The sequence below is a fragment of the Oceaniovalibus guishaninsula JLT2003 genome (assembly GCF_000299575.1).
Taxonomy (GTDB): Bacteria; Pseudomonadota; Alphaproteobacteria; order Rhodobacterales; family Rhodobacteraceae; genus Palleronia; species Palleronia guishaninsula.
This window is the reverse complement of sequence record NZ_AMGO01000007.1, coordinates 82166-106413: the sequence shown is the minus strand read 5'-3', so window position 1 is coordinate 106413 and position 24248 is coordinate 82166. Positions and strand designations below refer to the sequence as shown.

Annotated in this window: 20 protein-coding genes, 1 tRNA gene and 1 pseudogene; 6 read left to right on the top strand and 16 right to left on the bottom strand. The window is 66.7% G+C overall.

From position 1 onward, the window contains the following. Positions 1-36: 36 nt before the first annotated feature. The 7 genes and pseudogenes from mraY to OCGS_RS02145 all read right to left on the bottom strand — a co-directional run bounded on the left by mraY (position 37) and on the right by OCGS_RS02145 (position 7639). Positions 37-1121, bottom strand: a pseudogene (mraY, locus tag OCGS_RS02175) (phospho-N-acetylmuramoyl-pentapeptide-transferase). Between the two features lie 9 nt (positions 1122-1130). After that, positions 1131-2543: a UDP-N-acetylmuramoyl-tripeptide--D-alanyl-D-alanine ligase gene (locus OCGS_RS02170; RefSeq protein WP_007425579.1), complete on the bottom strand. Its 1413-nt coding sequence runs from the start codon at positions 2541-2543 to the stop codon at positions 1131-1133. Continuing rightward, on the bottom strand, positions 2540-4021 hold the full coding sequence (locus OCGS_RS02165) for a UDP-N-acetylmuramoyl-L-alanyl-D-glutamate--2,6-diaminopimelate ligase (RefSeq protein WP_007425578.1): 1482 nt from the start codon (positions 4019-4021) through the stop codon (positions 2540-2542). Before OCGS_RS02165 ends, OCGS_RS02170 begins: the two co-directional genes overlap by 4 nt. Before the next feature lie 19 nt (positions 4022-4040). Further along, positions 4041-5831 (bottom strand): peptidoglycan D,D-transpeptidase FtsI family protein, encoded by a 1791-nt coding sequence (locus OCGS_RS02160; protein WP_007425577.1) that lies wholly within the window; start codon positions 5829-5831, stop codon positions 4041-4043. Beyond that, positions 5828-6169 carry a cell division protein FtsL gene (ftsL, locus tag OCGS_RS02155; RefSeq protein WP_007425576.1) on the bottom strand — a complete coding sequence of 114 codons (342 nt, stop codon included), beginning with the start codon at positions 6167-6169 and terminating at the stop codon, positions 5828-5830. The genes OCGS_RS02160 and ftsL overlap by 4 nt, the downstream gene beginning before the upstream one ends. Then, positions 6166-7134 carry a 16S rRNA (cytosine(1402)-N(4))-methyltransferase RsmH gene (gene rsmH / locus OCGS_RS02150; RefSeq protein ID WP_007425575.1) on the bottom strand — a complete coding sequence of 323 codons (969 nt, stop codon included), beginning with the start codon at positions 7132-7134 and terminating at the stop codon, positions 6166-6168. The genes ftsL and rsmH overlap by 4 nt, the downstream gene beginning before the upstream one ends. A 1-nt stretch (position 7135) precedes the next feature. After that, positions 7136-7639 carry a division/cell wall cluster transcriptional repressor MraZ gene (locus tag OCGS_RS02145; protein WP_007425574.1) on the bottom strand — a complete coding sequence of 168 codons (504 nt, stop codon included), beginning with the start codon at positions 7637-7639 and terminating at the stop codon, positions 7136-7138. Positions 7640-8370: 731 nt separating this feature from the next. Between OCGS_RS02145 and OCGS_RS02140 the strand changes: the two genes are divergently transcribed. Then, a complete protein-coding gene (locus tag OCGS_RS02140) occupies positions 8371-8586 on the top strand; it encodes a DUF1127 domain-containing protein (protein WP_007425573.1) in 216 nt (71 codons plus the stop codon). Between the two features lie 220 nt (positions 8587-8806). Here the strand turns inward: OCGS_RS02140 and OCGS_RS02135 are convergent, their stop codons facing one another. Next, positions 8807-11185 (bottom strand): ATP-dependent helicase, encoded by a 2379-nt coding sequence (locus tag OCGS_RS02135; RefSeq protein WP_040610381.1) that lies wholly within the window; start codon positions 11183-11185, stop codon positions 8807-8809. A 108-nt stretch (positions 11186-11293) separates the two neighbouring features. Between OCGS_RS02135 and OCGS_RS02130 the strand changes: the two genes are divergently transcribed. Together OCGS_RS02130 and OCGS_RS02125 are read left to right on the top strand one after the other, a co-directional pair. Beyond that, the gene (locus OCGS_RS02130; RefSeq protein ID WP_007425570.1) at positions 11294-12430 is read left to right on the top strand and encodes an alpha-hydroxy acid oxidase; all 1137 of its coding nucleotides are present in this window, start codon (positions 11294-11296) and stop codon (positions 12428-12430) included. 84 nt (positions 12431-12514) lie between these two features. Continuing rightward, positions 12515-14056: a phospholipase D-like domain-containing protein gene (locus OCGS_RS02125; protein ID WP_007425569.1), complete on the top strand. Its 1542-nt coding sequence runs from the start codon at positions 12515-12517 to the stop codon at positions 14054-14056. Between the two features lie 8 nt (positions 14057-14064). On the opposite strand, the gene OCGS_RS02120 is transcribed toward OCGS_RS02125, so the two are convergent. Continuing rightward, the gene (locus OCGS_RS02120; RefSeq protein WP_007425568.1) at positions 14065-15771 is read right to left on the bottom strand and encodes a mechanosensitive ion channel family protein; all 1707 of its coding nucleotides are present in this window, start codon (positions 15769-15771) and stop codon (positions 14065-14067) included. A gap of 24 nt (positions 15772-15795) precedes the next feature. Continuing rightward, a tRNA-Arg gene (locus OCGS_RS02115) sits at positions 15796-15872 on the bottom strand. A 132-nt stretch (positions 15873-16004) separates the two neighbouring features. Between OCGS_RS02115 and OCGS_RS02110 the strand changes: the two genes are divergently transcribed. Next, positions 16005-16532 (top strand): superoxide dismutase family protein, encoded by a 528-nt coding sequence (locus tag OCGS_RS02110; RefSeq protein WP_007425567.1) that lies wholly within the window; start codon positions 16005-16007, stop codon positions 16530-16532. Positions 16533-16571: 39 nt separating this feature from the next. On the opposite strand, the gene OCGS_RS02105 is transcribed toward OCGS_RS02110, so the two are convergent. The 3 genes from OCGS_RS02105 to OCGS_RS02095 form a co-directional block, all read right to left on the bottom strand. Then, on the bottom strand, positions 16572-16949 hold the full coding sequence (locus OCGS_RS02105) for a response regulator (RefSeq protein ID WP_007425566.1): 378 nt from the start codon (positions 16947-16949) through the stop codon (positions 16572-16574). 15 nt (positions 16950-16964) lie between these two features. Continuing rightward, positions 16965-18395, bottom strand: coding sequence for a histidine kinase dimerization/phosphoacceptor domain -containing protein (locus OCGS_RS14455; RefSeq protein WP_162136597.1), 1431 nt, complete (start codon positions 18393-18395; stop codon positions 16965-16967). A gap of 74 nt (positions 18396-18469) precedes the next feature. Beyond that, positions 18470-18781 carry an ETC complex I subunit gene (locus OCGS_RS02095; RefSeq protein ID WP_007425564.1) on the bottom strand — a complete coding sequence of 104 codons (312 nt, stop codon included), beginning with the start codon at positions 18779-18781 and terminating at the stop codon, positions 18470-18472. A 127-nt stretch (positions 18782-18908) separates the two neighbouring features. Here OCGS_RS02095 and uvrB point away from each other — a divergent pair, with 127 nt between their 5' ends. Then, positions 18909-21089, top strand: coding sequence for an excinuclease ABC subunit UvrB (gene uvrB, locus OCGS_RS02090; RefSeq protein ID WP_040610373.1), 2181 nt, complete (start codon positions 18909-18911; stop codon positions 21087-21089). A gap of 21 nt (positions 21090-21110) precedes the next feature. On the opposite strand, the gene OCGS_RS02085 is transcribed toward uvrB, so the two are convergent. After that, positions 21111-21380 carry a GlsB/YeaQ/YmgE family stress response membrane protein gene (locus tag OCGS_RS02085; RefSeq protein ID WP_007425562.1) on the bottom strand — a complete coding sequence of 90 codons (270 nt, stop codon included), beginning with the start codon at positions 21378-21380 and terminating at the stop codon, positions 21111-21113. 49 nt (positions 21381-21429) lie between these two features. Between OCGS_RS02085 and OCGS_RS02080 the strand changes: the two genes are divergently transcribed. Beyond that, entirely contained in the window at positions 21430-22089 is a 660-nt protein-coding gene (locus OCGS_RS02080; protein ID WP_007425561.1) for a hypothetical protein, read from the top strand. A 4-nt stretch (positions 22090-22093) separates the two neighbouring features. Here OCGS_RS02080 and OCGS_RS02075 read toward each other — a convergent pair whose 3' ends face one another. After that, positions 22094-22501, bottom strand: coding sequence for a DUF4864 domain-containing protein (locus OCGS_RS02075; protein ID WP_007425560.1), 408 nt, complete (start codon positions 22499-22501; stop codon positions 22094-22096). 59 nt (positions 22502-22560) lie between these two features. Next, positions 22561-24150, bottom strand: coding sequence for a lysine--tRNA ligase (locus tag OCGS_RS02070; protein WP_007425559.1), 1590 nt, complete (start codon positions 24148-24150; stop codon positions 22561-22563). Between the last annotated feature and the right edge of the window lie 98 nt (positions 24151-24248).

The following is a 24248-nucleotide window of genomic DNA, read 5'->3' as shown; positions in this document are numbered from 1 at the left end:
GTGTGAAACCCCCGCCGCGACATCGCAGTGCGCGCGTCATCGCAACTTCAGCGTGGCCAGACCGATCAGCGCCAGGATCAGGCTGATGATCCAGAAGCGGATGACGATCTGCGGTTCGGCCCAGCCGCGCTTTTCGAAATGATGATGGATCGGCGCCATCAAGAAGACCCGGCGGCCGGTGCGCTTGAAATAGAAGACCTGCACGATGACCGACAGCGCCTCGACCACAAAGAGGCCCCCGACAACCGCCAGCACCAGTTCATGCTTGATGGCGACCGCGACGGCGCCCAGCGCGCCGCCCAGTGCCAGACTGCCGGTATCACCCATGAAGACGGCGGCGGGGGGGCGTTGTACCACAAGAACCCCAGCCCGCCGCCGATCAGGCCCGCGGCGAAGACCAGAATCTCGCCCGTGCCGGGCACGTAATGCACGTCGAGGTAATCGGTGAAGTCCACCCGCCCCACGGCATAGGCGATGACCCCCAGCGTTCCGGCGGCGATCATCACCGGCATGATCGCCAGACCGTCCAGCCCGTCGGTCAGGTTCACGGCATTGGCCGCGCCCACGATGACGAACATCGCGAAAGGCACGAACAGATAGCCGAGGTTGATCAGCACGTCCTTGAAGACGGGCACAGCCAGCTGGCCCTGAAGCTCGCCCGGATGGGACCAGGTGGCCCAGGCCGCCGCCAGCGCCGCGATGACGAAGCCCAGCAGCAGCCGCACCCGGCCGGGCACGCCGGCATGGGTGTTCTTCGTCACCTTGGCGAAATCGTCGGCGAAACCGATCAATCCGAACGCCATCGTCACGAAAAGCAGCATCCAGATATAGGGATTGTCGAGCCGCGCCCAAAGCAGGGTGGACACCGTCAGCGCCCCAAGGATCAGCACGCCGCCCATCGTGGGCGTGCCGGCCTTGGCGACGATGTGGCTTTCGGGGCCGTCGCTGCGGATGGGCTGGCCCTGCCCCTGCCGGCGGCGCAGAAGGTCGATCAGCGGTCGGCCGAACAGGAAGCCGAAGACCAGCGCGGTGAAGAACGCGCCGCCCGAACGGAACGTGATGTAGAGAAAGAGGTTGAAGAAGTCGCCCCCGTCCGAAAATCCGGTCAGCCAATAGAGCATTCGGGTGTCCTAGTCCTGCCGCGGGCGGGACTGGCCCAATTTGCGGATGGCGTCAACGACCAGCGCGGTGCGCGCGCCCTTCGATCCCTTGACCAGCACCAGATCGCCCGGACGCATCAGCGCGGATGCACGACCGGCCATCTCGGCGGCGGTGTCGTGCCATTCGCCGCGCTGCCAGCCCGGCAGTTCGGACCAGAGCGCGTGCATCCTCGGCCCGGCGCAGTGGATGACGTCGATCCGGTCCAGCCCCGGATGACGGGCGATGGCGGCATGCAGGTCGCGTTCGGTGCGGCCCAGTTCCAGCATGTCGCCCAGGATCGCCATACGCCGCCCGCCGGCAGGTTTCGTCGCCAGCAACGTGTCGAGCGCGGCCGCCATCGACGCCGGATTGGCGTTGAAGGCATCGTCGATCAGGTCGATGCCGCTGCCGTCCTCGGGATCGAGCACGACGCGTTCGCGCACGCCGCGCCCGGCGCCGGGCGTCCAGTGCGCCAGGTCGATGGCCGCGCGGACCGGATCGGCGCCCACCGCTTCGGCGGCGGCCAGAACCGCCATGGCGTTATGCGCCAGATGCCGGCCCGGCGCGCCGATCCGGCACAGCAACGGGTGGCCGGCCATCTCGGCCTCGACCACGATCAGGTCGTTCACGGGGGTGACGGCGACGATGCGCGGATCGCTGCCGGGCGCATGGCCGAAGGGGCGCAGTCGGGCGCCCGCCGCCTGCGCCGCGTCGCGCAGGATCGGCGCGGCGGGGATGTCGGCGTTGAAGATGGCGGTTCCGCCCGGTTTCAGACCGGCGAAGATCGCGGCCTTTTCCCGCGCAATGCCGTCCAGATCCTCGAACGCCTCCAGATGGGCGGCGCCGACGGTGGTGACGATGGCGGCATGGGGGCGGGCCAGGCGCGACAGCGGCGCGATTTCGCCCGGATGGTTCATGCCGATCTCGACCAGGGCGACCTGCGCGTCGGCGGGCATCCGCGCCAGCGTCAGCGGCACGCCCCAGTGGTTGTTATAGCTGGCTTCGGCCGCATGGACGCGCATCTGCGGCGCGAAGGCGGCGCGCGCCATGTCCTTGGTCGAGGTCTTGCCGACCGATCCGGTGATCGCCACGACGCGCCCCGTCATCCTGTCGCGGCCCGCGCGGCCGAGCGCCGTCAACCCGGCCAGAACGTCGGGCACGACCAGCAGCGGCGCATCGGGGGCCACATCGTCGGGGATGCGGCTGACCATCGCGGCGGCCGCCCCCGCCGCCAGCGCGCGCGCCACGAAATCGTGGCCGTCGCGCCGGTCGGCCAGTGCCACGAACAGATCGCCCGGTTGCAGGGTGCGGGTGTCGATGGATACGCCCGTCGCCGCCCAGCCGCCGCGCGGATCGCCGCCCGTGGCCGCCGCCGCGTCCCGTCCTGTCCAGAGCGGCGTCACGCGACGCGTCCGTCGAGAGCCGCCACCGCGACGCTGGCCTGTTCGACATCGTCGAACGGATAGACGGCATCGCCCACCGTCTGCCCCGTCTCGTGCCCCTTGCCGGCGATCAGCAGCGCGTCGCCGGATTGCAGGGCATGGATGCCGCGCAGGATCGCCTCGGCCCGGTCGCCCACTTCGAGGGCCTGGCTGTCGGCGGCAAGGATCTGCGCACGGATCGCCGCGCGGTCCTCGTGCCGGGGATTGTCGTCGGTCACGATCCGCAGATCGGCCCCGTCGCGGGCGGCGGCCCCCATCAGCGGCCGCTTGCCGCGATCCCGGTCGCCGCCCGCGCCATAGACGACGACAAGGCGCCCCATCACATGCGGCCGCAGCGCCCGCAGCGCGGTTTCCAGCGCGGCGGGGGTATGCGCGTAGTCCACGAATACCGACGCGCCGTTTTCCCGCCGCGCGGCAAGCTGCATCCGCCCGCGCACCGTTCCAAGCCGGGACAGCGCGGCGAAGACATCGCGCGGTTCGGACCCGGTGGCGATGGCCAGCCCGGCGGCGATCAGCGCGTTCTCGGCCTGAAATCCGCCGATCAGCGGCAGGCGCACATGCTGCGGCGTTCCGGCCCAGTGAAAGGCCAGTTCCTGCCCGGTCGACTCGAATCGCTGGCCGGTGATACGCAGCGCGGCGTCCGGGCCGCGCCCGACCGTCAGCAGATCGTTGCCGCGTCTTTGCGCGATGGCGGCGATGTCGGGGCCGCGGGGATCGTCGAGATTGACGACCGCCGTCCCGTCGGGGGGCAGAAGCCGGTCGAACAGTCCCGCCTTGGCCGCGAAGTAAGCCTCGAACGTGCGGTGATAGTCGAGATGGTCCTGCGAGAAGTTGGTGAACGCCGCGGCGGCGAGGTTCACCCCGTCGAGGCGGCGCTGGTCGAGCCCGTGCGAGCTGGCCTCCATCGCGGCGTGATCGACGCCCTGTTCGGCGGCCCGCGCCAGCGCGCGGTGCAGCGTCACCGGATCGGGGGTCGTGTGGACCAGGGGCGCCGTCCAGTCGCCCTCGATCCCCGTCGTGCCGAGGTTGATGGCGCGCAGGCCCAGCACCTGCCAGATCTGGCGGGTGAAGGTCGCCACCGAGGTCTTGCCGTTGGTGCCCGTCACGGCGACGCAGGTGGCGGGCTGCGCCCGGAACCACAGGGCCGCCGCATAGGCCAGCGTCTGGCGCGGATCTTCGGCCACGATCAGCGCGGCCCCGGCGGCGGCAACGGCATCGCGGCAGATCGCGGCGCCGTCGCGGTCGGTCAGGATCGCCGCCGCGCCAGCCGCCAGCGCCTGGGTCGCATAGCCCGCGCCGTGGACATGGCTGCCCGGCAGCGCGGCGAAAAGGCATCCCGGTTCGATCCGCCGCGTGTCGGTGCAGATCGCGGTGACGGCCACGCTTCCGGCGGGCGCCGAAAGGCCCAGTTCGTCCAGCGTCCTGCGTGTCTCGGCCATCGCGCCCCCGGCCCCGGTATCAGTTCGACGTCAATGTCAGCGCGTCGGGTTGCGACGTTTCGACCGCCGGCGCAAGCCCCAGCAGCGGCGCGACCCGCGTCACGATCGCGGACGTGACCGGCACGGCCGTCCAACCCGCGGTGCGGCGCGGTTCCGATCCGGTATTGTCGGACGCCTCGTCGAGGCTGACGACGATGACGTATCGGGGCGCGCTGGAGGGAAAGACGGCGGCGAAGGTGTTGATGTTCTTGTCCTTCAGATAGCCGCGGCCATCGGGCCGCACCTTGTTCGCCGTGCCGGTCTTGCCGCCGACCTCATATCCCGGCACCGCGCCAAACGTGGCCGTGCCGTGCAGCACCACGTCGCGCAGCATCTGCGCGCTGGCGGCCGAGACGGCGGGCGAGACGATGCGCGGCCCGACAACCTGCCGGTCGGTGCGCAGCAGGGTCGGGCGCACCAGCGTGCCGCCGTTCAGCAACGACGCATAGGCCGAAGCCAGATGCAGCGGCGAGGCCGAGAAGCCGTGCCCGTAGGATGCGGTGATCGTCACGATCTCGGACCATTTGGGCGGCACCAGCGGCTTGGCGCCCGGCGCCTCGACCAGTTCCACGGGCAGCGGATCGAAGACGCCGAAGCTTTCCAGAAACGCCTTTTGCCGCGCGCCGCCGATCTGAAGCGCCAGCTTGGCCGTGCCCACGTTCGACGATTTGACGATGACATCGCTGACCGACAGAAGCGGGCCATAGTTCTTGTTCTGAAATTCCTTGATGGTGAAGCGTCCCCAGCGCATCGGCGCGTTGGCGTCCACCATCGTGTCGGGCGACACCAGCCCAAGCTCCATCGCCTGGGCCACGGTGAAGATCTTGAAGGTCGAGCCGAGCTCATAGACGCCCTGCACCGCGCGGTTGAACAGAGGGCTATCGGCGGCCTCGCCCTTGGTCAGCGGGCGGGGGCGGTCGTTGGGATCGAAATCGGGCAAAGAGACCATCGACAGGATCTCGCCGGTATGCACGTCCATCAGGATGCCGGCGGCGCCCTTGGCATTCATCAGCTTCATGCCGTTGCCCAGAACGTCGCGCATGGCGTTCTGCACCGTCAGGTCGATGGACAGTTGCAGCGGCGCGCCGTCGCGGGCGGGATCGCGCAGGACGGCATCCATCGCCTTCTCGACCCCCGCGACGCCAACCAGTTCGGCCGAATGCACGCCTTCGCGTTCGAACCGCGTGCCGCCCAGGATATGGGCGGCCAACGTGCCGTTCGGATAGAGCCGCATCTCGCGCGGGCCGAAAAGCAGGCCCGGATCGCCGATGTCATGCACGGCCTGCTTCTGTTCGGGGCTGAGTTTCTTCTTGATCCACAGAAACTTGCGCTTGCCGGTAAAGTCGGCCAGCAGCTCGTCTTCCTTCAGGTCTGGAAAGATCGCGGCCAGCTTCTTCGCGGCGCCCGGCTTGTCGATCATGTTGGGCGGTTGCGCGTAAAGCGAGAAGGTCGAGAGGTTCGTCGCGAGGATCCGGCCGTTGCGGTCCACGATGTCGGCGCGTTGGGCGACGATGGAATTGCCGGCGGCATAGGTGCGCGGCTCGGCCGCCTCGGACGCGGACAGAAGGCCCATGCGCAGACCGACAGTGGCGAAGGCCAGAAAGAACATCCCCGCCAGCAGCAGAAGCCGGCCCTCGGCCCGCGACCGGGCGCGGTCGCGCGCTTCCTCGTGGCGCAGGCGGCGATTCTCGCGCTCGATCGTGTCGGGGTTTTCGCCCTGCTGGCGGGCGGCGAGGATGTGGGCCAGGGGGCGCAGGGGCTTGCGGATCATGGGATCAGTCCGTCCGTTGCGGCAGGGACCGCGCTGGTCACGCTGCCGGGTTCGGGGGGGAAGTCGATCTGCTCGACGGCGGCGAATTGTTCGGGGGCCAGCGGCAGCAGGCCCAGACGGTCGAAGTTCATGTCGGCCAGTTCGCGCAGGCGGGCGGGACGGTTCAGATAGGCCCATTCGGCGCGCAGCACCGATTGCGTTTCGCGCTGCGCGCCGATGGTCGCTTGAAGCCGCTCGACGGTACGGATGGCCTGCTGCGTCTCGTAATTCTCGGAATAGGCCCAGAAGGCCAGGCCCATCACCGCGATACCGGGCAGGATATAGAGAAAGTTCTTCATCGCGTCTTCCTGATGTCGGGCGGCAGTCCCAGCCGGGTCCGGTCGACCGGCCCCGCCTCGGTATCCGTGCGGCGGGCGATGCGCAATCTGGCCGATCTGGCGCGGGGATTGGCGGCGACCTCGTCCGCGTCGGCCGCGATTCCGCCGGACACGTCGGTGAACCGCGCCTGTTCCCCTTCCGACGCGGGGGCGTGGCGGCTGGATTGCGCCCGTGCCCCGCCGCGGTCGGCCAGAAAGCGTTTCACGACGCGGTCTTCCATCGAATGAAAGCTGACGACGGCCAGCCAACCGCCGGGCTGAAGCGCACGCTCGGCCGCTTCCAGCCCCGCGACAAGCTGACCGAACTCGTCGTTGACGGCGATTCGAAGTGCCTGGAAGGACCGTGTGGCCGGATGGCTCTGGCCCGGTTTCCGGCGCGGCAAAACGCGTTCGATCAGCGCGGCAAGCTGGGTCGTGCGGGTGAAGGGCCGGTCCGCGACGATGGCGCGGGCGATGCGGCGCGAGGCGCGTTCCTCGCCGTAATGGTAAAGCAGATCGGCCAGCTCACCCTCGTCGGCGCTGTTGACGATGTCGGCCGCGGTGGGGCCGTCCGCGCCCATCCGCATGTCGAGCGGCCCGTCGCGCAGGAAGGAAAACCCCCGCTCGGCCTGATCGAGCTGCATCGACGATACCCCCAGGTCGAGCACGACGCCGTCCGCCGGGCCGTCCGCCAGCGTGTCGAGGTCGGAAAACGTGCCTTCGACCATCCGCAGCCGGGCAGAGTGGCGGCCGACGCGGTCCGCCGCGATGGCGAAGACCGTCGGATCGCGGTCGATTCCGGTGACGCGGGTCGCGCCGGCATCGAGCAGGCCGCGCGCATAGCCGCCCGCGCCCAGCGTGCCGTCGATCCAGTGGCCGCGAATGGGCGCGCAGCGCGTCAGGATCGGGCCGAGCAGCACCGGCACATGCGGGGCGTGCGCCGTCATCTCAGACGTCCCCGTCATCACCGGGCAGATAGACGGACGGATCGAGGTCGGGGTCGTATCCGTCTTCGTCGCGCAGATTGGACAGATCGTTGGCGGCATAGGTTTCGGGCTTCCAGATTTCGAACGTGGACCCGTTGCCGACGACCATCGCGGTGCCGTCGAGCCCCAGCTTGTCGCGCACGCGCGCCGACAGGACGATGCGCCCCGTTTCGTCGACCGTGGCCGTCAGCGCCTGCTGGAAATAGAGCCGCTCCATGTCGCGGCGCTTGATCGAACCGCGGGGCATCCGGGTGATCTTGGTGTAGACGTCGCGCATGTCGGTGATCTTCATCACCTCGACATGGCTGCGCCGGTGGTCGCCATAAACCAGCAGCATCGAGGCGTTCTTGCCCGGCTCCCATTTCGGGTCGCCGTCTTCGAGTTCGCGACGGAAATCGGCCGGGATCGACAGCCTGCCCTTGGCGTCGATCTTGTTCTCGTGTTCGCCGATGAACACTCCGAACACCTGAACCGCCTCCTACGAGGGTCGTGCAGCGACCCTGTCCTACGCAAAAGGCGATCCGAACGGCTGCCACGGTTCGGATCGCCTCTACCCGTTGCCGGGCCCCGTCAGGGGAATTTCCCGGCGGCGCGCACTGCCTTGGGGGATGTCGCGCGCCTGCCGCCGGGGCTGTCGATTGTCGAAAAAAGTGTGCCTGTATGAAGCCTTGCGAACCTCTGTTATCATTCGGGATCGCGATCCTTGCTGCCGCTTCGTCCCGTGCTTTCGACACCAGAAGGGATCGCATGGGACTTTGTGGGAAGCAAGGGAAAACGTGGGAACGCATGGGCCAAGGCTGGCCGTGTTGTGTCCCTCACATCACAAGAGCAAATAATCTTAACCAAACGTGACGAGATGCGGTGGCATTATCAGCGGTCGCTACCAGATATTGTTGGGATTTTTTCCGCTTGTCGGCATACGCCTTGCACACGGGCTGGTTGCCAAGTGCTTCGACCCGCACACGGCAGGGTCAACGCGACGGAATCGACGGCATCGGGCGGGTCGGTGCCATGACTTCCCATGTCCCCTGCCGAGCGGCTACGAGAATGCGGTTAGCGGTAAATATTAGGTAAACATCGGCCATGCTTTTGCTGCATAGCAGCATTGCCCGGATCGGGTATTGTGCACCCGCAGCATAAGCCTATCTTCCTCGCAACGGCAAACGAGACCAGCCGTGACGAGATGAGAGCAGACCGATGACCGCAACAACCACCCTTCCGCATCACGCGGGCTTCGCCGAACGGGCCGCCGGCATCGCCGCAGCCCTCCGCGACCGCTGGACCGCCCGTCGCACGTTCCGCCGCACGGTGAACGAATTGAGCGATCTTTCCAACCGCGAACTGGCCGATCTGGGCCTTTGCCGCACCGAAATCCGCCATATCGCGCTCGAGGCCGCCTACGGCCCGCGCTGACAGGACGACTGAGGGCACTTCTCCTCCCTGAAGTGTCTTCGTCCGTGACGGCGATCCCGATCCTCCTCCCCGGGGTCGCCGTCGAATAACAACGGAACCGCGCAGTTGCGCGTGTCTCCCCCAGACACGGATGCCCGCTCCTCCCTGCGGGTATCCGTTGCAGAGCGGCGGCGTCCTCCTCCTCCCGGGCGCCGCCGTTTCCGTTTCCGGTCATCCCTAATCAGAACGGAACGTCGCCGGCCTGTTCGGCCGCGACGAGGAACTTGCCGACCACCTTCTTCGTGCCGGCCTTCTCGAACGCGACCTCCAGCTTGTCGCCCTCGACCGCCGTAACGGTGCCATAGCCGAACTTGGTGTGAAACACGCGGTCGTCCGTCGTGAAGGACGACACCGCGTCGGCGTCGATGACCATGTGACGGCTTTCGCGCGGCTGGCTCATCCCGCGGGCCGAGGACCGGGCCTGAAGGCGTTTCCAGCCCGGCGAATTGTAGACATCGGCGCGGCTGGCCTTGTCGTGCAGGTCGCTGGCCTGCACTGCCATGATCGCGGGCGACGCGCTGGCGGCCATGCCGGCGGCCCCGTATCCGCCGCCATACAGCCCCGGCGGCGTCAGAACCTCGACATGATCGGCCGGCAGTTCGTCGATGAAGCGGCTGGGCAGCGACGATTGCCACTGACCATAGACGCGCCGGTTGGCGGCGAAGCTGATCGTCGCCAGCGTTTCGGCCCGCGTGATGCCGACATAGGCCAGGCGCCGCTCCTCCTCCAACCCCTTGAGGCCCGATTCGTCCATCGACCGCTGGCTGGGGAACAGCCCATCCTCCCATCCGGGTAGGAACACGGCGGGAAATTCCAGCCCCTTGGCGGCGTGCAACGTCATCACGCTGACCTTTTCCCCCTCGGCCTCGCCCGCATTGTCCATGATCAGCGCGACGTGTTCCAGAAACCCCTGAAGGTTCTCGAAGCTTTCCAGTGCCTTGACCAGTTCCTTGAGGTTTTCCAGCCGCCCCGGCGCCTCGGGCGTCTTGTCGTTCTGCCAATGCGCGGTATAGCCCGATTCCTCGAGGATCGTCTCGGCCAGTTCGATATGGTTGCCGCCGCGCCGCACCGCATCGTTCCAGCGCCCGATGGCATCGACCAGAACCCGCAGTTCCGCGCCGCCCTTGCCGCCCAACCCCTTGTCGGCCAGCAGGATACGCGCGCCATCCACCAGAGTCGTGCCGTTGTCGCGCGCGGCGCGCTGGATGGCCTGCTGCGCCTTGTCGCCCAGCCCGCGCTTGGGGGTGTTCACGATCCGCTCGAACGCCAGATCGTCGTCGGGGCTGACGGCAAGGCGGAAATAGGCCATCGCGTCGCGAATCTCCATCCGCTCGTAGAAACGCGGTCCGCCGATGACGCGATAGGGCAGACCGATGGTCAGGAACCGGTCCTCGAACGCGCGCATCTGATGCGACGCGCGCACCAGGATCGCCATCCCGTCGAGGCCCAGCGGGTCCAGCCCCCGCGTGCCCTTCTGCAACGCCTCGATCTCGTCGCCGATCCAGCGCGCTTCCTCGTCGCCGTCCCAATGGCCGATCAGGCGAACCTTCTCGCCCTCCTGCTCGGCCGTCCAGAGCGTCTTGCCCAGCCGCCCCTGATTGGCGTCGATGACGCCCGACGCCGCGGCAAGGATATGCGGGGTCGAGCGATAGTTCTGTTCCAGCCGCACGACATGCGCGCCCGGAAAATCCTTTTCGAACCGCAGGATGTTGCCCACCTCGGCGCCGCGCCAGCCATAGATCGACTGGTCGTCGTCGCCCACGCAACAGATGTTGCGATGACCCTGCGCCAGCAGTCGAAGCCATAGATACTGCGCAACATTGGTGTCCTGGTATTCATCGACCAGAATGTATTTGAACCAGCGCTGATACTGGGCCAGCACGTCCGGCTGGGTCTGGAAGATCGTCACCATGTGCAGCAGCAGGTCGCCGAAATCGACGGCGTTCAACGTCTTAAGCCGCTGCTGGTAGTAATCGTAAAGCTCGGTCCCGCGATTGTTGAAGGCGCCCGCCTCGGCCGCCGGAACCGATGCAGGCGTCCAGGCGCGGTTCTTCCAGTTGTCGATGATCCCCGCCAGCATCCGCGGCGGCCAGCGCTTCTCGTCGATATTTTCGGCCAGGATCAGCTGCTTCATCAGCCGAAGCTGGTCGTCGGTGTCGAGGATGGTGAAGTTGGACTTCAGCCCGATCAGTTCGGCATGGCGGCGCAGCAGCTTGACGCAGATTGCATGAAAGGTGCCCAGCCAGGGCATCCCCTCGACCGTCTGGCCCATGCTGCGCCCGATACGGTCGCGCATCTCGCGCGCGGCCTTGTTGGTGAAGGTGACGGCAAGGATCTCGTTCGGCCTTGCGCGGCCGGTCGTCATCAGATGCGCGATGCGCGCGGTCAGCGCCTTGGTCTTGCCGGTGCCGGCCCCCGCCAGCATCAGGACGGGGCCGTCCAGGGTTTCGACCGCCAGACGCTGCGCGGGGTTGAGATCGTCCAGATAGGGTGCGCCCTGCCCCGCCATCGCGCGTTGCGACAGCGGTATCGCGGCCGTGGTATCGTCATGTGCACTCATGCGTGCAAGGTAAGCCGAAAGCGCGGGCAAGAAAAGAACCGTTCGCAGAATGTTCCGCGACACCGCGCGGCGCTTGCCAGACCGGCGGCGGCCCGGCATGACGGGCGGATGGATCTCGACGACAGATACCCGTCCCTGTCCGACCTCGCGCAACGGGCGCGGCGGCGGATCCCGCATTTCGCATGGGAATACCTGGACAGCGCGACGGGCGATCAATCGGCCCATGCGCGCAGCGCGGCGGCGCTGGATCGCACCGTGCTGGTGCCGCGGGTGATGACGGGGGCGCGTCCCGACCTGACGACGCGGCTGATGGGGCACCCGCAGGCGTTGCCCTTCGGGATGGCGCCGGTGGGCATGTCGGGGCTGATCTGGCCCGGTGCCGAGGCGACGCTGGCGACGATCGCCGCACGGCACGACATCCCGTATTGCCTGTCGAATGTCGCCGCCGACACGCCCGAAAATGTCGGACCCCATACGCGGGGCCAGGGGTGGTTCCAGCTTTACGCGCCGGGCGACGGGGCGATCCGGCGCGACATGCTGGCCCGTGCGCGCGACAGCGGCTTTCGCACGCTTGTCCTGACCGTGGACGTTCCCGCCGCCAGCCGCCGCGAACGGCAAAGGCGGGCACGGCTGACGAACCCCATGCGGATCACGCCGGGCGTTCTGGCGCAGGTGGCGGCGCGGCCCGCCTGGGCGATGGCCACCGCGCGCAGGGGGATGCCGCGTCTGGCGATGCTGGACAAATACGCCGACACCACCCGAAGCCAGAGCGGGACCGCCCATGCCGGCTATCAGCTTCGGACCGCGCCCGACTGGGCCTATCTGCAAGCCGTGCGCGCGGAATGGGACGGACCGCTTGTCGTCAAGGGCATCCTGCACGCCGGTGATGCGGTGCGGGCGGCCGGCATTGCCGACGCGATCTGGGTCAGCAACCACGGCGGCCGCCAGTTCGAGGCGGCACCGGCGCCGGCCGAGGTTCTGCCGTCGATCCGCGCCGCGCTCGGGGACGATGTGCCGGTAATCGCGGACGGCGCCGTGCGGTCGGGGACGGACGTGCTGCGGCTGATCGCGCTGGGGGCGGACTTCGTGATGCTGGGACGCGCGTTCCATGTCGGCATCGCGGCCCTGGGGGAACGCGGCGCGGCGCATGTCGTGCATATCCTGCGCGCCGGGATCGAGGCGGATCTGGCGCAGCTTGGCCTTTGCCGCCCCGCCGATGCACGCGCCGCCCTGATGCCGTCGTGATCCCGCCTTACTGCGGGCTTTCGCGCAGGCAAGGGCACGGTTAAGGTTCGCGCAGACCCCATCGCATCGGAAGGCAGGTATCGTTTGAAGGATCAGGCAGCATCACTGGCGGAGTCCATCTTTCAGCCGGGCCGGAATTGCTGGCGGGTCGAACAGGCGGACCGGATCAGCCTGATCGTGGACGCCGCGCTTTACTTCGCGGCGTTGCGCAAGGCGATCATCGAGGCGCGCAGCGAGATCCTGCTGGTCGGGTGGGACTTCGACTTCGAGATCGAGATGCTGCCGGGCGAATCGGACGAGGACGGCGTCGCGCCGGACGGCTATCCGAACCAGCTCGGGCCATTCCTGCTGGAGGTGATCGACCGCAATCCCGATCTGGAACTGTATATCCTGAAATGGAACGGCGCCCTTCTGGCCGCGCCGGGGCGGTTGCTGCCGTCGTTGTCGATCTGGGCCGCCAGCGGCGACAGGATTCACTTCGCGCTCGATTCCCATCACCCGTTCGGGGCGTGCCACCATCAGAAGATCGTCGTCATCGACAATTCGCTGGCCTTCTGCGGCGGTATCGACGTGACCGAGGAACGCTGGGACACGCCCGACCACGCCCCCGAGGATCCCCGCCGCACGCGCCGCGACGGCACGCTGATCGGGCCATGGCACGATGTAACCACGGCCATCACCGGCCCCGCCGCGACCGCGCTCGGCGATCTGTCGCGGATGCGCTGGCAACGGGCCACCGGAGAGGAACTCGGGACGCGGCCCGAAAGCGGCAAGCGACACTGGCCGGATATTCTGGGCATCGACCTGGAAGACGCGCAGTTGGCCATCGCCCGGACCGAGCCGCCCTATGACGGCGGGCCGCTGGTCAACGAGATCGAGCATCTCTATCTCGACGCGATCCGCGCAGCCAAGCGGATCATCTATATCGAGTCGCAGTATCTGACCGCCAAGCGGATTTGCCGGGCCCTGTGCCGTCGGCTTCGCCACGAAGACGGGCCCGAAATCGTCGTCATCAATCCCGAAGCCGCCCGAAGCGCGTTCGAGGATGCGGCGATGCACACGCTGCGCGGGCGGATCATCCGACGCCTGCGGACCTGCGACAAGTTCGGCAGGTTCGGGATCTGGAACCCGGTCAATGCCGCGGGAACGCCGATCTATGTCCATGCCAAGGTTCTGATCGTGGACGACGATCTGCTGCGGATCGGGTCCAGCAACCTCGACAATCGGTCGATGGGATTCGATACCGAATGCGACATCGCCGTGACGGGGCGGCAGGAGGACCACGCGCAAGTGATCGCGCGGTTCCGCAGCCGCCTGCTGGGCGAACATCTGGGCGTCAGCCCCGACACGGTCGAGGCCGCCGTCGAACGCGAGGGTAGCTATATCGCCGCGATCGAGGCGCTGGGCCGGCCGACCGGGCGGGGCCTGCGCCGGATCGAGGTGCTGGAGGAGACGTGGTTCGGCAGCCTGATGGCCAGCACGCAAATGCTGGACCAACGCTTTTATCCCGGCCAGCGGACATCATCGGGCAAGGGCATCCGGCCCCGCCATCTCGCCGTTGCGGCGGGTGTGGCGGGGATCGGGGTGCTGGCGCTGCTGCTGTGGCGGCGCAGGCGGGATCGCTGACGCAACCGCTATTCGGCCGCCCGCGCCATGTTGTCGGGCGCGTCGTCCCCGCTGCCCGGCGGCGCATAGATCAGCCGCGATGGCACGGCGAACCGGCTGCCCGCATCGTGGACGATATCCATGATGGCCAGGTTCAGATCCTCGACCACCGCCATCGACGCACCGTAATCGGCGGCAAGGACATAGGCGAAGATCTCTACGTTCAGCGACGAATCGCCGTATTCCTTGAACGACACGCGCGGCCCTTCGAACACCCGCGGATCGTCTTCCAGCATCCTGCGCATGTTGGCCAGAATGGTGCGCATCTGGCCCGGCGACGTGTCCAGCACCAGCATCAGCAGCGGATTGAACAGAAACCGGTCGCGTGTGGCGAAATTCTCGATCTGCGATTGCGAGAGGTTTCCGTTCGGGATCGTCACCGTGGTCCGGGCCAGCGTCCTGATGCGGGTTGACCGCATGCCGATATCCTCGACCGTGCCGACGACGCCGCCGGCCGAGCAGAAATCGCCGATGCGGATCGGCTGATCGGCGATGATCGAGACCGAGCCGACGAATTGCTCGATCGTCTTCTGGGCGCCCAGAGCGAAGGCCAGACCGCCGATGCCGAGGGCTGCCAGCCATCCCGTCAGGTTCAGTCCCAGACTGCCCGCGATGGCGATGGCCGCGATGACGACGATCAGCAGCAGCGCCGCGCGCTTGGCCAGCGTCACCACGGAAACGCCGCCCAGACGGCCCCGCCGCGACATCGCGTCGAGGCTGATGACGGCGGCTGCGTTGACGCCCCGCCAGGCCAGCCATGCCAGCGAAAGATAGGCGACGATCTCGACCCCCGGCGCAAGGACCGCACGGGCGACGACCGAAATGCCGATGGCCAGCATCAGACCGTTGAAGATCCAGCAGGCGACGAACAGACCCAGCGGCACGAGAAGCGCCCGCGCCACCCTGCGGGCATGGCCGTGGCGAAGCGGCCGCCAGAAGCGCGCCAGCAGCCAAAGCCCCGCCAGCGTCAGCAGGCGCGCCAGCACGATCGCCGCGGCGGCGGCGACAAGGATGCCGATCCAGTGACCTGCCGGAACGCCGAAAAGCCGCAGGCCCTGCAACCCTTCCGGCGTCCAGCGATCCACCAGGGTCGCCGACAGGTTGCGCGTCACCCCGGCGACGAGTTCCAGCGTGTCGGGCGCGACCAACCAGATCATCCCGTCGGTCTCGGCGCCGTCGTCTGGCACGCGATGGGCCAAAAGTTCGGTCATCGTGTCGTCGGTCTTGACGAAGGCAAATGCGTCCTGATCGGGCGGAAGCGCGTCGCCGGTCTGGCCCTCGGGATCGGTCGACAGCCGATAGGTGGGCAGGATGCCGCCCAGCCGGTCCAGCGCGGTTTCCAGCGCCAGTGCCAGCGCTGGTCCGCGACTGTCCCGCAACGCAGGCGCAATGCCCGAAAGATCCAGGAACCGTGCCGCCTTCTCGTAATCCTCGGCCGCAAGCGCGCCGATCAGGCCATCGACCATTCCGCGCGGCGTGCGGCGGCCCAGCGGATCGGGCGGCACTTCTTCGGCGGCGGGCGCGTCGTCGGCGGACGCGTCGGTGCCGGGAAGCGACTGCGCCGTGACCGGCGTGGCCAGCATCACCGCCAGCAGCAGGGCATTCACCATAGCCGCAAGCCAGACAAGAACGCCCCGCCTTTTCGTCGCGATCCGTTCACCGTTCATCAGCGTCATCCATCGTCCGTTCGACGTTGTTCATGGCGACCCCGGCAGGACTCGAACCTGCAACCATTCGCTTAGAAGGCGAGTGCTCTATCCGGTTGAGCTACGGGGCCGAACTGGGCCGTGGCCCTGCGATGCAGGCCCTTCTAGCAATGTCGGCGTCCGACCTCAACGACCGGCCGCGCCCGCGCGGAACCGCGGACCGGATGGCCCGTTGGCCGACCGCACAAACCCGGAGAAATGCCATGCGCCATTCCATCCCCTTCCTCATCGCCGGCACGCTTGCCGCAGCCGTTCCGGCCGCCGCACAAAATCTGGATAACGGCTTTGCCACCGCGGCCCGTGCCGAAATCGTCGACCGCGACGGCCAGGCCATCGGCACCGTCACGATCAACCGCACCGAATCGGGCGTGCCGCTGGTTATCGTCGCCGTCACGGACCTGCCCGAAGGATCGCACGGCATCCACCTGCACGAGACGGGCGATTGCAGCGCGGCCGACTTCACATCGGCGGGCGGCCATATCGCGGGCGACAAGGAACACGGAGTCTTCGTCGCGGGCGGCCCGCATCCCGGCGACCTGCCCAATGCCATTGTGGACGAACCGGGCGCCATCAACGCCGAGATCTTCGCAGGCGGGCTGGACATAGACGAGATGGTGTTCGACGCGGACGGATCGGCATTCATCGTGCATTCGGGGGCCGACGATTATCTGTCCCAGCCTGCAGGGGATTCGGGCGACCGAATCGCATGCGGTGTGTTCCAGCCGGCGTGACCCGGCAAGGGGCGGCTAACGACCGGCCGCCCCCGACCGTCAGGCGACGGACCCGACCTTGGACACCGCATCCAGCAATTCGCTGGGAATGATCGGTTTTGACAACATCGCGAGCGGCCGGATGGCGGTGATGTCGCTGTCCGCCACCTCGGCCAGACTGGCCGAGATGATGATACAGGGAATGCCGGGATCGCATCGCAATTGACGCGCCGCCTTCAGCCCGCAGCCGTTGCGCGCAAGATGCAGGTCCATCAGTGCAAGGTCGGGCGCCTTGGCGCGGGCCAGTTCCACGGCCTGCGCTTCGGTCGCGGCGATACCGACGACCTCGTAGCCTTCGTCGCGCATCTGCCATTCGAGATCCAGCGCGATCAGGGCTTCGTCCTCGACGATCAGGATGCGCAGCGTGCGGTCGGGCATCTGACTCACTCAAATTCAGGCGTCGAAGTGGATACGTGTCGTCCAACCGTCCGGCGACCGTGTCTGTTCCAACCTTCCGCCCAACTGCGCCACGCCGCCGCTGATCAGCCGCGTGCCCAGACCGCCTTCGCCGTCCTTCGGGTCTTCGGCCGGGCCGTTGCCGTCATCGCGCACCTCGAGAACGACATCCTGCCCGGTCTTGCTGAGGGTGACGTGAACGGCGCCCTGGTCTCGACCGTGGAAGGCGTGCTTGAAGGCGTTCGTCACCAGTTCGTTCACCAGGAGCGACAGGGTGATCGCGCGGTCGGTCGCCAGTCGGATCGGTTCGGCGCGCAGATGGACGGCAATCCGGCGTTCGGACGACGCGACGGATCGTTCCAGATGCTGACAGAAGCGGGCCAGATAGGTGTCGAGCTGGACGGCGCTAACATCGTTATCCTGATAAAGCGTCGCGTGGATCGTCGCGATGGCCTGGATGCGCCCGGTGGCCGACATGAGCACGCTGCGCGTCGCGGGGTCGGTGGCCGCGCGCGATTCCAGCATCAGGATGCTGGTCACAAGCTGAAGCGAATTCTTCACCCGGTGGTTCACTTCGGCGATCAGCAGGTCGCGCTGTTCGACTGCCGCGCGCAGATCCTCCTCGCGCTGCTTGAGGTCGGTGATGTCCAGGATCACGCCGACAAGGTGCAGCGACTGGCTGGACGGGTCGCGCACGATCTCGCCCCGTGCGGTCGCCCAGCGCGTCTGGCCGTCGGGAAGCAGGATCCGGTAATCGAACCGTGCAAGGCTTCCGGGCCCTTCCGCAAGCGCCCGGTCGATGGTCGCGCGGATCGTCGGCAGATCGTTCGGATCCATCCGGGCGAACAAGGCTTCGGCCTTCGGTCCCGCCTCGCCCGGCGCATAGCCGAACATCGCATCCACGCGGGGCGAGCGGCGGAAATCGTCGGTCACGGGATCGTAGTCGAACTGGCTGGCGTGAATGCTGTCTGCCGCCCGGACCTGCGCGTCGGTCCTGCGGCGCACAAGCTCGGCCGCGGTGACTTCGTTGGCCAGTTGGTAGACGCCGATCAGTTCGTCTCGCCGGTCGGGATCGGCAAAAATGGGCGCGTGGGTTACGGACCAGTAGCGTTCGCGGAATGTGCCGTCGGGATCGGTGATCTCGTATTTCTGGACGGGAAGCTCGTCGGGGATGCCGGTCTCGAACACCTTGGCGATCGAGGCCCTGATCCGCGCGCCCGTCTCCTCGTCAGCACCGCCGGGCGCACCGGGGAAGACGGTGAACAATTTCCGGCCGATCAGCTCCTCTCGGGAACGCTGGACCATCTGGCAATAATTGTGGTTCGCGTCGATGATCCGCAGGTCGGATGTCACGGCCATCTTGCCGAAAGGCGAGGACTCGAAGAACTGGCGCTGGATCTGCGGCAATCCGTTCTTGGTATCCTTCATCACATCCTCAATGCGATCATCGCCTTCGGCCATCGTGTCGCCCGGATTGCGGACCCGCGTCCTGCCGGTGAAATCTAGTGGGTCCATGCGCCGCGGCGATTGGTCGCGAAGTTTTCACCATATCCGCCGGGGCGCACGTTCGGCGACCGGCGCTGCGGCTGGGTGACGATGGCGTCTATCCCGTTGGCGCGCGCGTAATCCAGCGCGGCTTCCTTGGTGTCGAACCGAAGCTGCACCTGCGCCTGCGTATCGGTCGAGCTGGTCCAGCCCATCAACGGGTCGATGCCGCGCTTCGTGTCGGGCACGAATTCCAGCACCCATGACCCCGTCCGGGCCATTCCCGACGACATGGCGGTCTTGGCAGGCTGATAGATGCGGGCCGGCATGGCGTAACCTTGGCAGTTGCGAACCTGCCGTCATCTATCGGGGAAAGGTCGCGATGTGCAAGCGGGGACGCTTGAAACACCGGCGCATCCGACCGATCTTGAGGGCCTGTCCCCGAAGGAAACGCCCATGCCGGACGATCTGCCGATCCTGCACGCCCCTGCGCCCGATGTGAAGACCCGCGACAAGCTGGAAGGCGGCATCGCCTTCCGCATGGCGACCGAGTTCGAGCCGGCAGGCGACCAGCCCACCGCCATCGCCGAGCTTTCGGCAGGCGTGAAGGGCGGCGAGCGCGATCAGGTGCTGCTGGGCGCGACCGGCACCGGCAAGACCTTCACGATGGCCAAGATCATCGAGGAGACCCAGCGTCCCGCGATCATCCTGGCCCCGAACAAGACGCTGGCCGCCCAGCTTTATGGCGAGTTTAAGGGCTTTTTCCCCGACAACGCGGTCGAATATTTCGTCAGCTATTACGACTATTACCAACCCGAGGCGTATGTCCCCCGGTCCGACACCTATATCGAGAAGGAATCGCAGATCAACGAGCAGATCGACCGGATGCGCCACTCGGCCACGCGCGCGCTGCTGGAACGCGACGACGTCATCATCGTGGCGTCGGTGTCGTGCATCTACGGCATCGGGTCCGTCGAAACCTACGGCGCGATGACGCAGGATCTGCATGTCGGACGGGATTACGACCAACGCAAGGTGATGGCCGATCTGGTCGCCCAGCAATACCGCCGCAACGACCAGGCGTTCACGCGCGGCAGCTTTCGCGTGCGCGGCGACAGCCTGGAGGTGTTTCCGGCCCACCTGGAGGATCGCGCCTGGAAGCTGTCCTTCTTCGGCAACGAGCTGGAAAGCATCACCGAGTTCGATCCGCTGACCGGCGAGAAGACCGGCAGCTTCGAGCGCATCCGCGTCTATGCCAATTCGCACTATGTCACGCCCAAGCCGACGATGCGGCAGGCGGTGCAGAACATCAAGAAAGAGCTGAAACAGCGGCTGGACCAGCTTGTGAACGAAGGCAAGCTGCTGGAAGCGCAGCGTCTGGAACAGCGAACGAATTTCGACATCGAGATGCTGGAGGCCACCGGCGTCTGCAACGGGATCGAGAATTACAGCCGCTATCTGACCGGCCGCGCGCCGGGCGAACCGCCCCCGACCCTGTTCGAGTTCATTCCCGACAACGCCATCGTATTTGCCGACGAATCCCACGTCTCGGTTCCGCAGATCGGCGGCATGTACAAGGGCGACTATCGCCGCAAGTTCACGCTGGCCGAACACGGCTTCCGCCTGCCGTCCTGCATGGATAACCGGCCGCTGAAATTCGAGGAATGGGATGCGATGCGTCCGCAATCCATCTTCGTCTCGGCCACCCCCGCCGCGTGGGAGCTTGAGCAGTCGGGCGGCGTCTTTACCGAACAGGTGATCCGCCCCACCGGCCTCATCGACCCGCAGATCGAGATCCGCCCTGTCGAGATGCAGGTGGACGATCTGCTGGACGAGGTGCGGCGCGTCGCTCAGGCCGGATACCGCACGCTGGTTACGACCCTGACCAAGCGCATGGCCGAGGATCTGACCGAATACATGCACGAACAGGGCATCCGCGTGCGCTATATGCACAGCGATATCGACACGATCGAACGGATCGAGATTCTGCGCGACCTGCGGCTCGGCGCCTTCGACGTGCTGATCGGCATCAACCTGCTGCGCGAGGGGCTGGATATTCCCGAATGCGGGCTGGTGGCGATTCTGGATGCCGACAAGGAAGGGTTCCTGCGATCCGAAACGTCGCTGGTGCAGACCATCGGCCGCGCCGCGCGCAACGCCGACGGCCGTGTCATCATGTATGCCGACCGCATCACCGGCAGCATGGAACGCGCCATGCGCGAGACCGAGCGACGGCGCGAGAAGCAACTGGCCTACAACCTGGAACACGGAATCACCCCCGCGACCGTCAAGAAGAACGTCGAGGATATCCTTGCCGGGCTTTACAAGGGCGACGTGGACATGAACCGCGTCACGGCCAAGGTCGAGAGGGCCGGCTCGAACCTGCAGGCGGTTCTTGAAGGGCTGCGCACCGACATGCGCAAGGCCGCCGAGAACCTGGAGTTCGAGGAGGCCGCCCGTCTGCGCGACGAGGTGAAGCGCCTGGAAGCGGTCGATCTGGCCGTTTCCGACGACCCCCTCGCCCGGCAATCCGCGATCGAGGCGGCGGGCGAGGCGGCGGTCCGGTCCAGCGGCCGCAGCACCGCCGGCCGCGGCGGCATGCGGGGCGGCAACGTGCAGCGCCGCAAGAAGCGTTAGCGCGTGCCGCCTGCGCGCGCGTTACTTGAACAGCGCGCGCACGACGGCCAGCAGGACCACCGCGCCGATCAGGGCGATGACGGCGATGCCCAGCAGGCTGCCTGCGACGACGATGCCGAGACCCAGCGCCGCAAGGATGAAGGGCAGCAGCACGGCACCGACGATTCCGGCGATGATATAGGCCGCGCGGTGGCGTCCGGCGATGGCCCCCGCGATGGCCCCCGCAAGCGCGCCGACGATGACAAGAACGATCAGCGCCGTCTGGCCGATCACATCGAATACCTGTTCCATTCCCTGCTCCGTTAAGTTGCCGTTAACCACGTCGCGCCAACATAGCGCGATGCGCTTTCTGGTCCCGTTCCTGTTGCTGATCCTGCCGGCCATGGCGCAGGCGGGTGCCTGGCCGCGCGATCATCGGGGCGTCTTCGTATCGGCCAGCCGAACCTATGCATTGTCTTCCTATGGCATACTCGGCGATCTGACATCCGCCTATGCCGAATATGGGCTGACGCCGCGTCTGACAATCGGGGCCAAGCTGGACCGCAGCGATCAGGTCGCATCGGAAACCGTCGCTTTCGCACGCATTCCTCTGGGACGGACCGATCGGCGCGACGTGTTCGCCGCGCAGGTGGGGTTCGGCAACGTCCGCCAGCCCGGCGAGGCGTCGGTCGCGATCATCCAACCCGCGCTGCTTTACGGTCGCGGTTTCGACGGCTGGCTGGGGTCGGGCTGGATCGGGGCGGAAGTGCGGGCCAGCATCGCGGCGGAAGGCCGGATATGGGGCAATCTGGACCTGACCGTAGGGTTCAACCCGACCGAGAACAGCCACCTGATCTTTCAGGTTCAGACGTGGATGGACGAATATAACCACACGGTCACATTGGCCCCGTCCTATGTCCGGCGGCTCTGGGGGCCGGTCAAGACCGAGATCGGCCTGCTCTACGATCCGGCGAGGCCGGACTACTATGGGGTAAAGGGTGGCGTCTGGATCGAATTCTGATCCGTCAGGCCCCGACCTGCGGTTCAGACAGAATCTGCACCCCGTCGATCTGCCAGCCGCCGGGCGTGTCGATCATGTCGTAAAACAGCGTATGAAACGCCCCCGCGCCGTCGCGGATCAGCACCCGCTGCCGCCTGATCTTGCCTGCCTCGCGCTGGTCGAGGAACCGGACCGCGCCCGGCCGGTGCACCATCGGATAATGCTGCCGCACCATCCGCCCGAAGCGGTCGGCGCTGCCGAACAGGCGGCGAATGCCGGGCGACGCGAAGGTGAAAGCGGTGTCGAAATCGTCTGCCTGAAACGCCGCGATCTGGTCCGTGATAACCCGTTCGATGGATCCGTCGCGCGTCTCCTGCGCGGTCGCAGCGCTCAGCCCAAGGGCCAGCACCCCTGCAAGCAACAGTCGGATCATCGCCAACCCTCCGGCACGGTCTGGATCCAGACTGCACCTGCTGGGCCGTGTGTCAAACGCTATGCCGCCGCACCCGCCACCAGCCGTCCCGCAAGCGCGTCGTCGATCAGCGTGCGGGTTTCGTCCAGCCCGTAAAGCGCGATGAACCCGCCGAAGCGGGGCCCTTGGCTTGCGCCCAGAAGCACCTCGTAAAGCGCGGTAAACCAGTCGCGCAGCGGCTCGAACCCGTGCGCCTTGCCGACGGCGAAGACTTCGGATTGCAGCGCATCGGGATCGGCGGCGCCCGTCCACGCGGACAGCCGGTCCGACAGGTCGCGCAGGGCCGCGGCTTCGCGCGGGGCGGGCTGACGGAAACGGCGGGTGGGTTTCACGAAATCGCGGTAGTAATTGAGCGCGTGATTCACGGCCGCTTTCATTCCCGGATGGGTGGTCGGTGTGGCGTCGGGGGCGTAGCGGCGGATGAAACCCCAGAGCGTTTCGGGATCCTCGGCCCCCGAGACGGAGGCGAGGTTGAGAAGCATCGCGAAGGGCACGACCATGTCGGATGCCGGGACGTTATCGCCGTGAATATGAAAGACCGGATTGGCCAGACGCGCCGCGGTGTCCTGATCGGCATAAGCGCGCAATTGCTGGTGGTATTCGTCCACCATTTTCGGGATCACGTCGAAATGCATCCGCTTGGCCGTCTTCGGTTTCTGGAACATGAAATAGGCCAGGCTTTCGGTCGAGGCATAGGTCAGCCATTCGTCGATGGTCAGACCGTTACCGGACGTCTTGGAAATCTTCCGGCCCTCGGCGTCGAGAAACAGTTCGTAGACGAAATGCTCGGGCGCGCGGCCGCCGAGAATGCGGCAGATGCTGTCATAGATCGGCGTGTTGGCGGCGTGATCCTTGCCATACATTTCAAAATCGACACCCAACGCGGCCCATCGGGCACCGAAATCGGGTTTCCATTGAAACTTGACGTTGCCTCCGGTGACCGGCAGCGTCACGTCGCGGCCGTCCTCGTCGGCGAAAGTGACGGTGCCGTCGGCCCGCACGTCCTTCATCGGGACATAAAGCACCCGCCCCGTGCTGGGCGAAATGGGCAGGAAACACGAATAGGTTTCGCGCCGTTCCTCGCGCAGCGACGGAAGCATGACGGCCATGATGTCGTCATAGCGTTCGGCGGCGCGCAAAAGCACATCGTCCATTCCGCCGGAGCGATAGAATTCGGTGGCGCTGATGAATTCGAATTCGAATCCGAACGCATCGAGAAACGCCTTCAGGCGTCCGTTCATATGCGCGCCGAAGCTGTCATGCGTGCCGAACGGATCGGGAACCGAGGTCAGCGGACGTTGCAGATAGGGGCGCAGCGCATCGGGGTCGGGGACGTTGCCGGGTATCTTGCGCATCCCGTCAAGATCGTCGGAAAAGCATATGAGTCGCGTAGGAGTGTCCGTCAGAATTTCGAACGCGCGACGGATCATCGTCGTGCGCGCCACCTCGCCGAAGGTGCCCAGATGCGGCAGCCCCGAGGGTCCGTATCCCGTTTCGAACAGGACATGGCCCTTTTCGGGCGGGGCCTTGTCGAACCGGCGTAGAAGCTTGCGCGCTTCCTCGAACGGCCAGGCCTTCGATGTCGCGGCGGCGTCGCGCAGATCGGTCATGGTCGGTCCTTTCGCGGAAAGCCCCGCCTGCCTATTGCGGCAGTCGGGATGCGTCAATAATCTGAACGGCGACAAGCCGGAAGGAAAAAACGTGACCG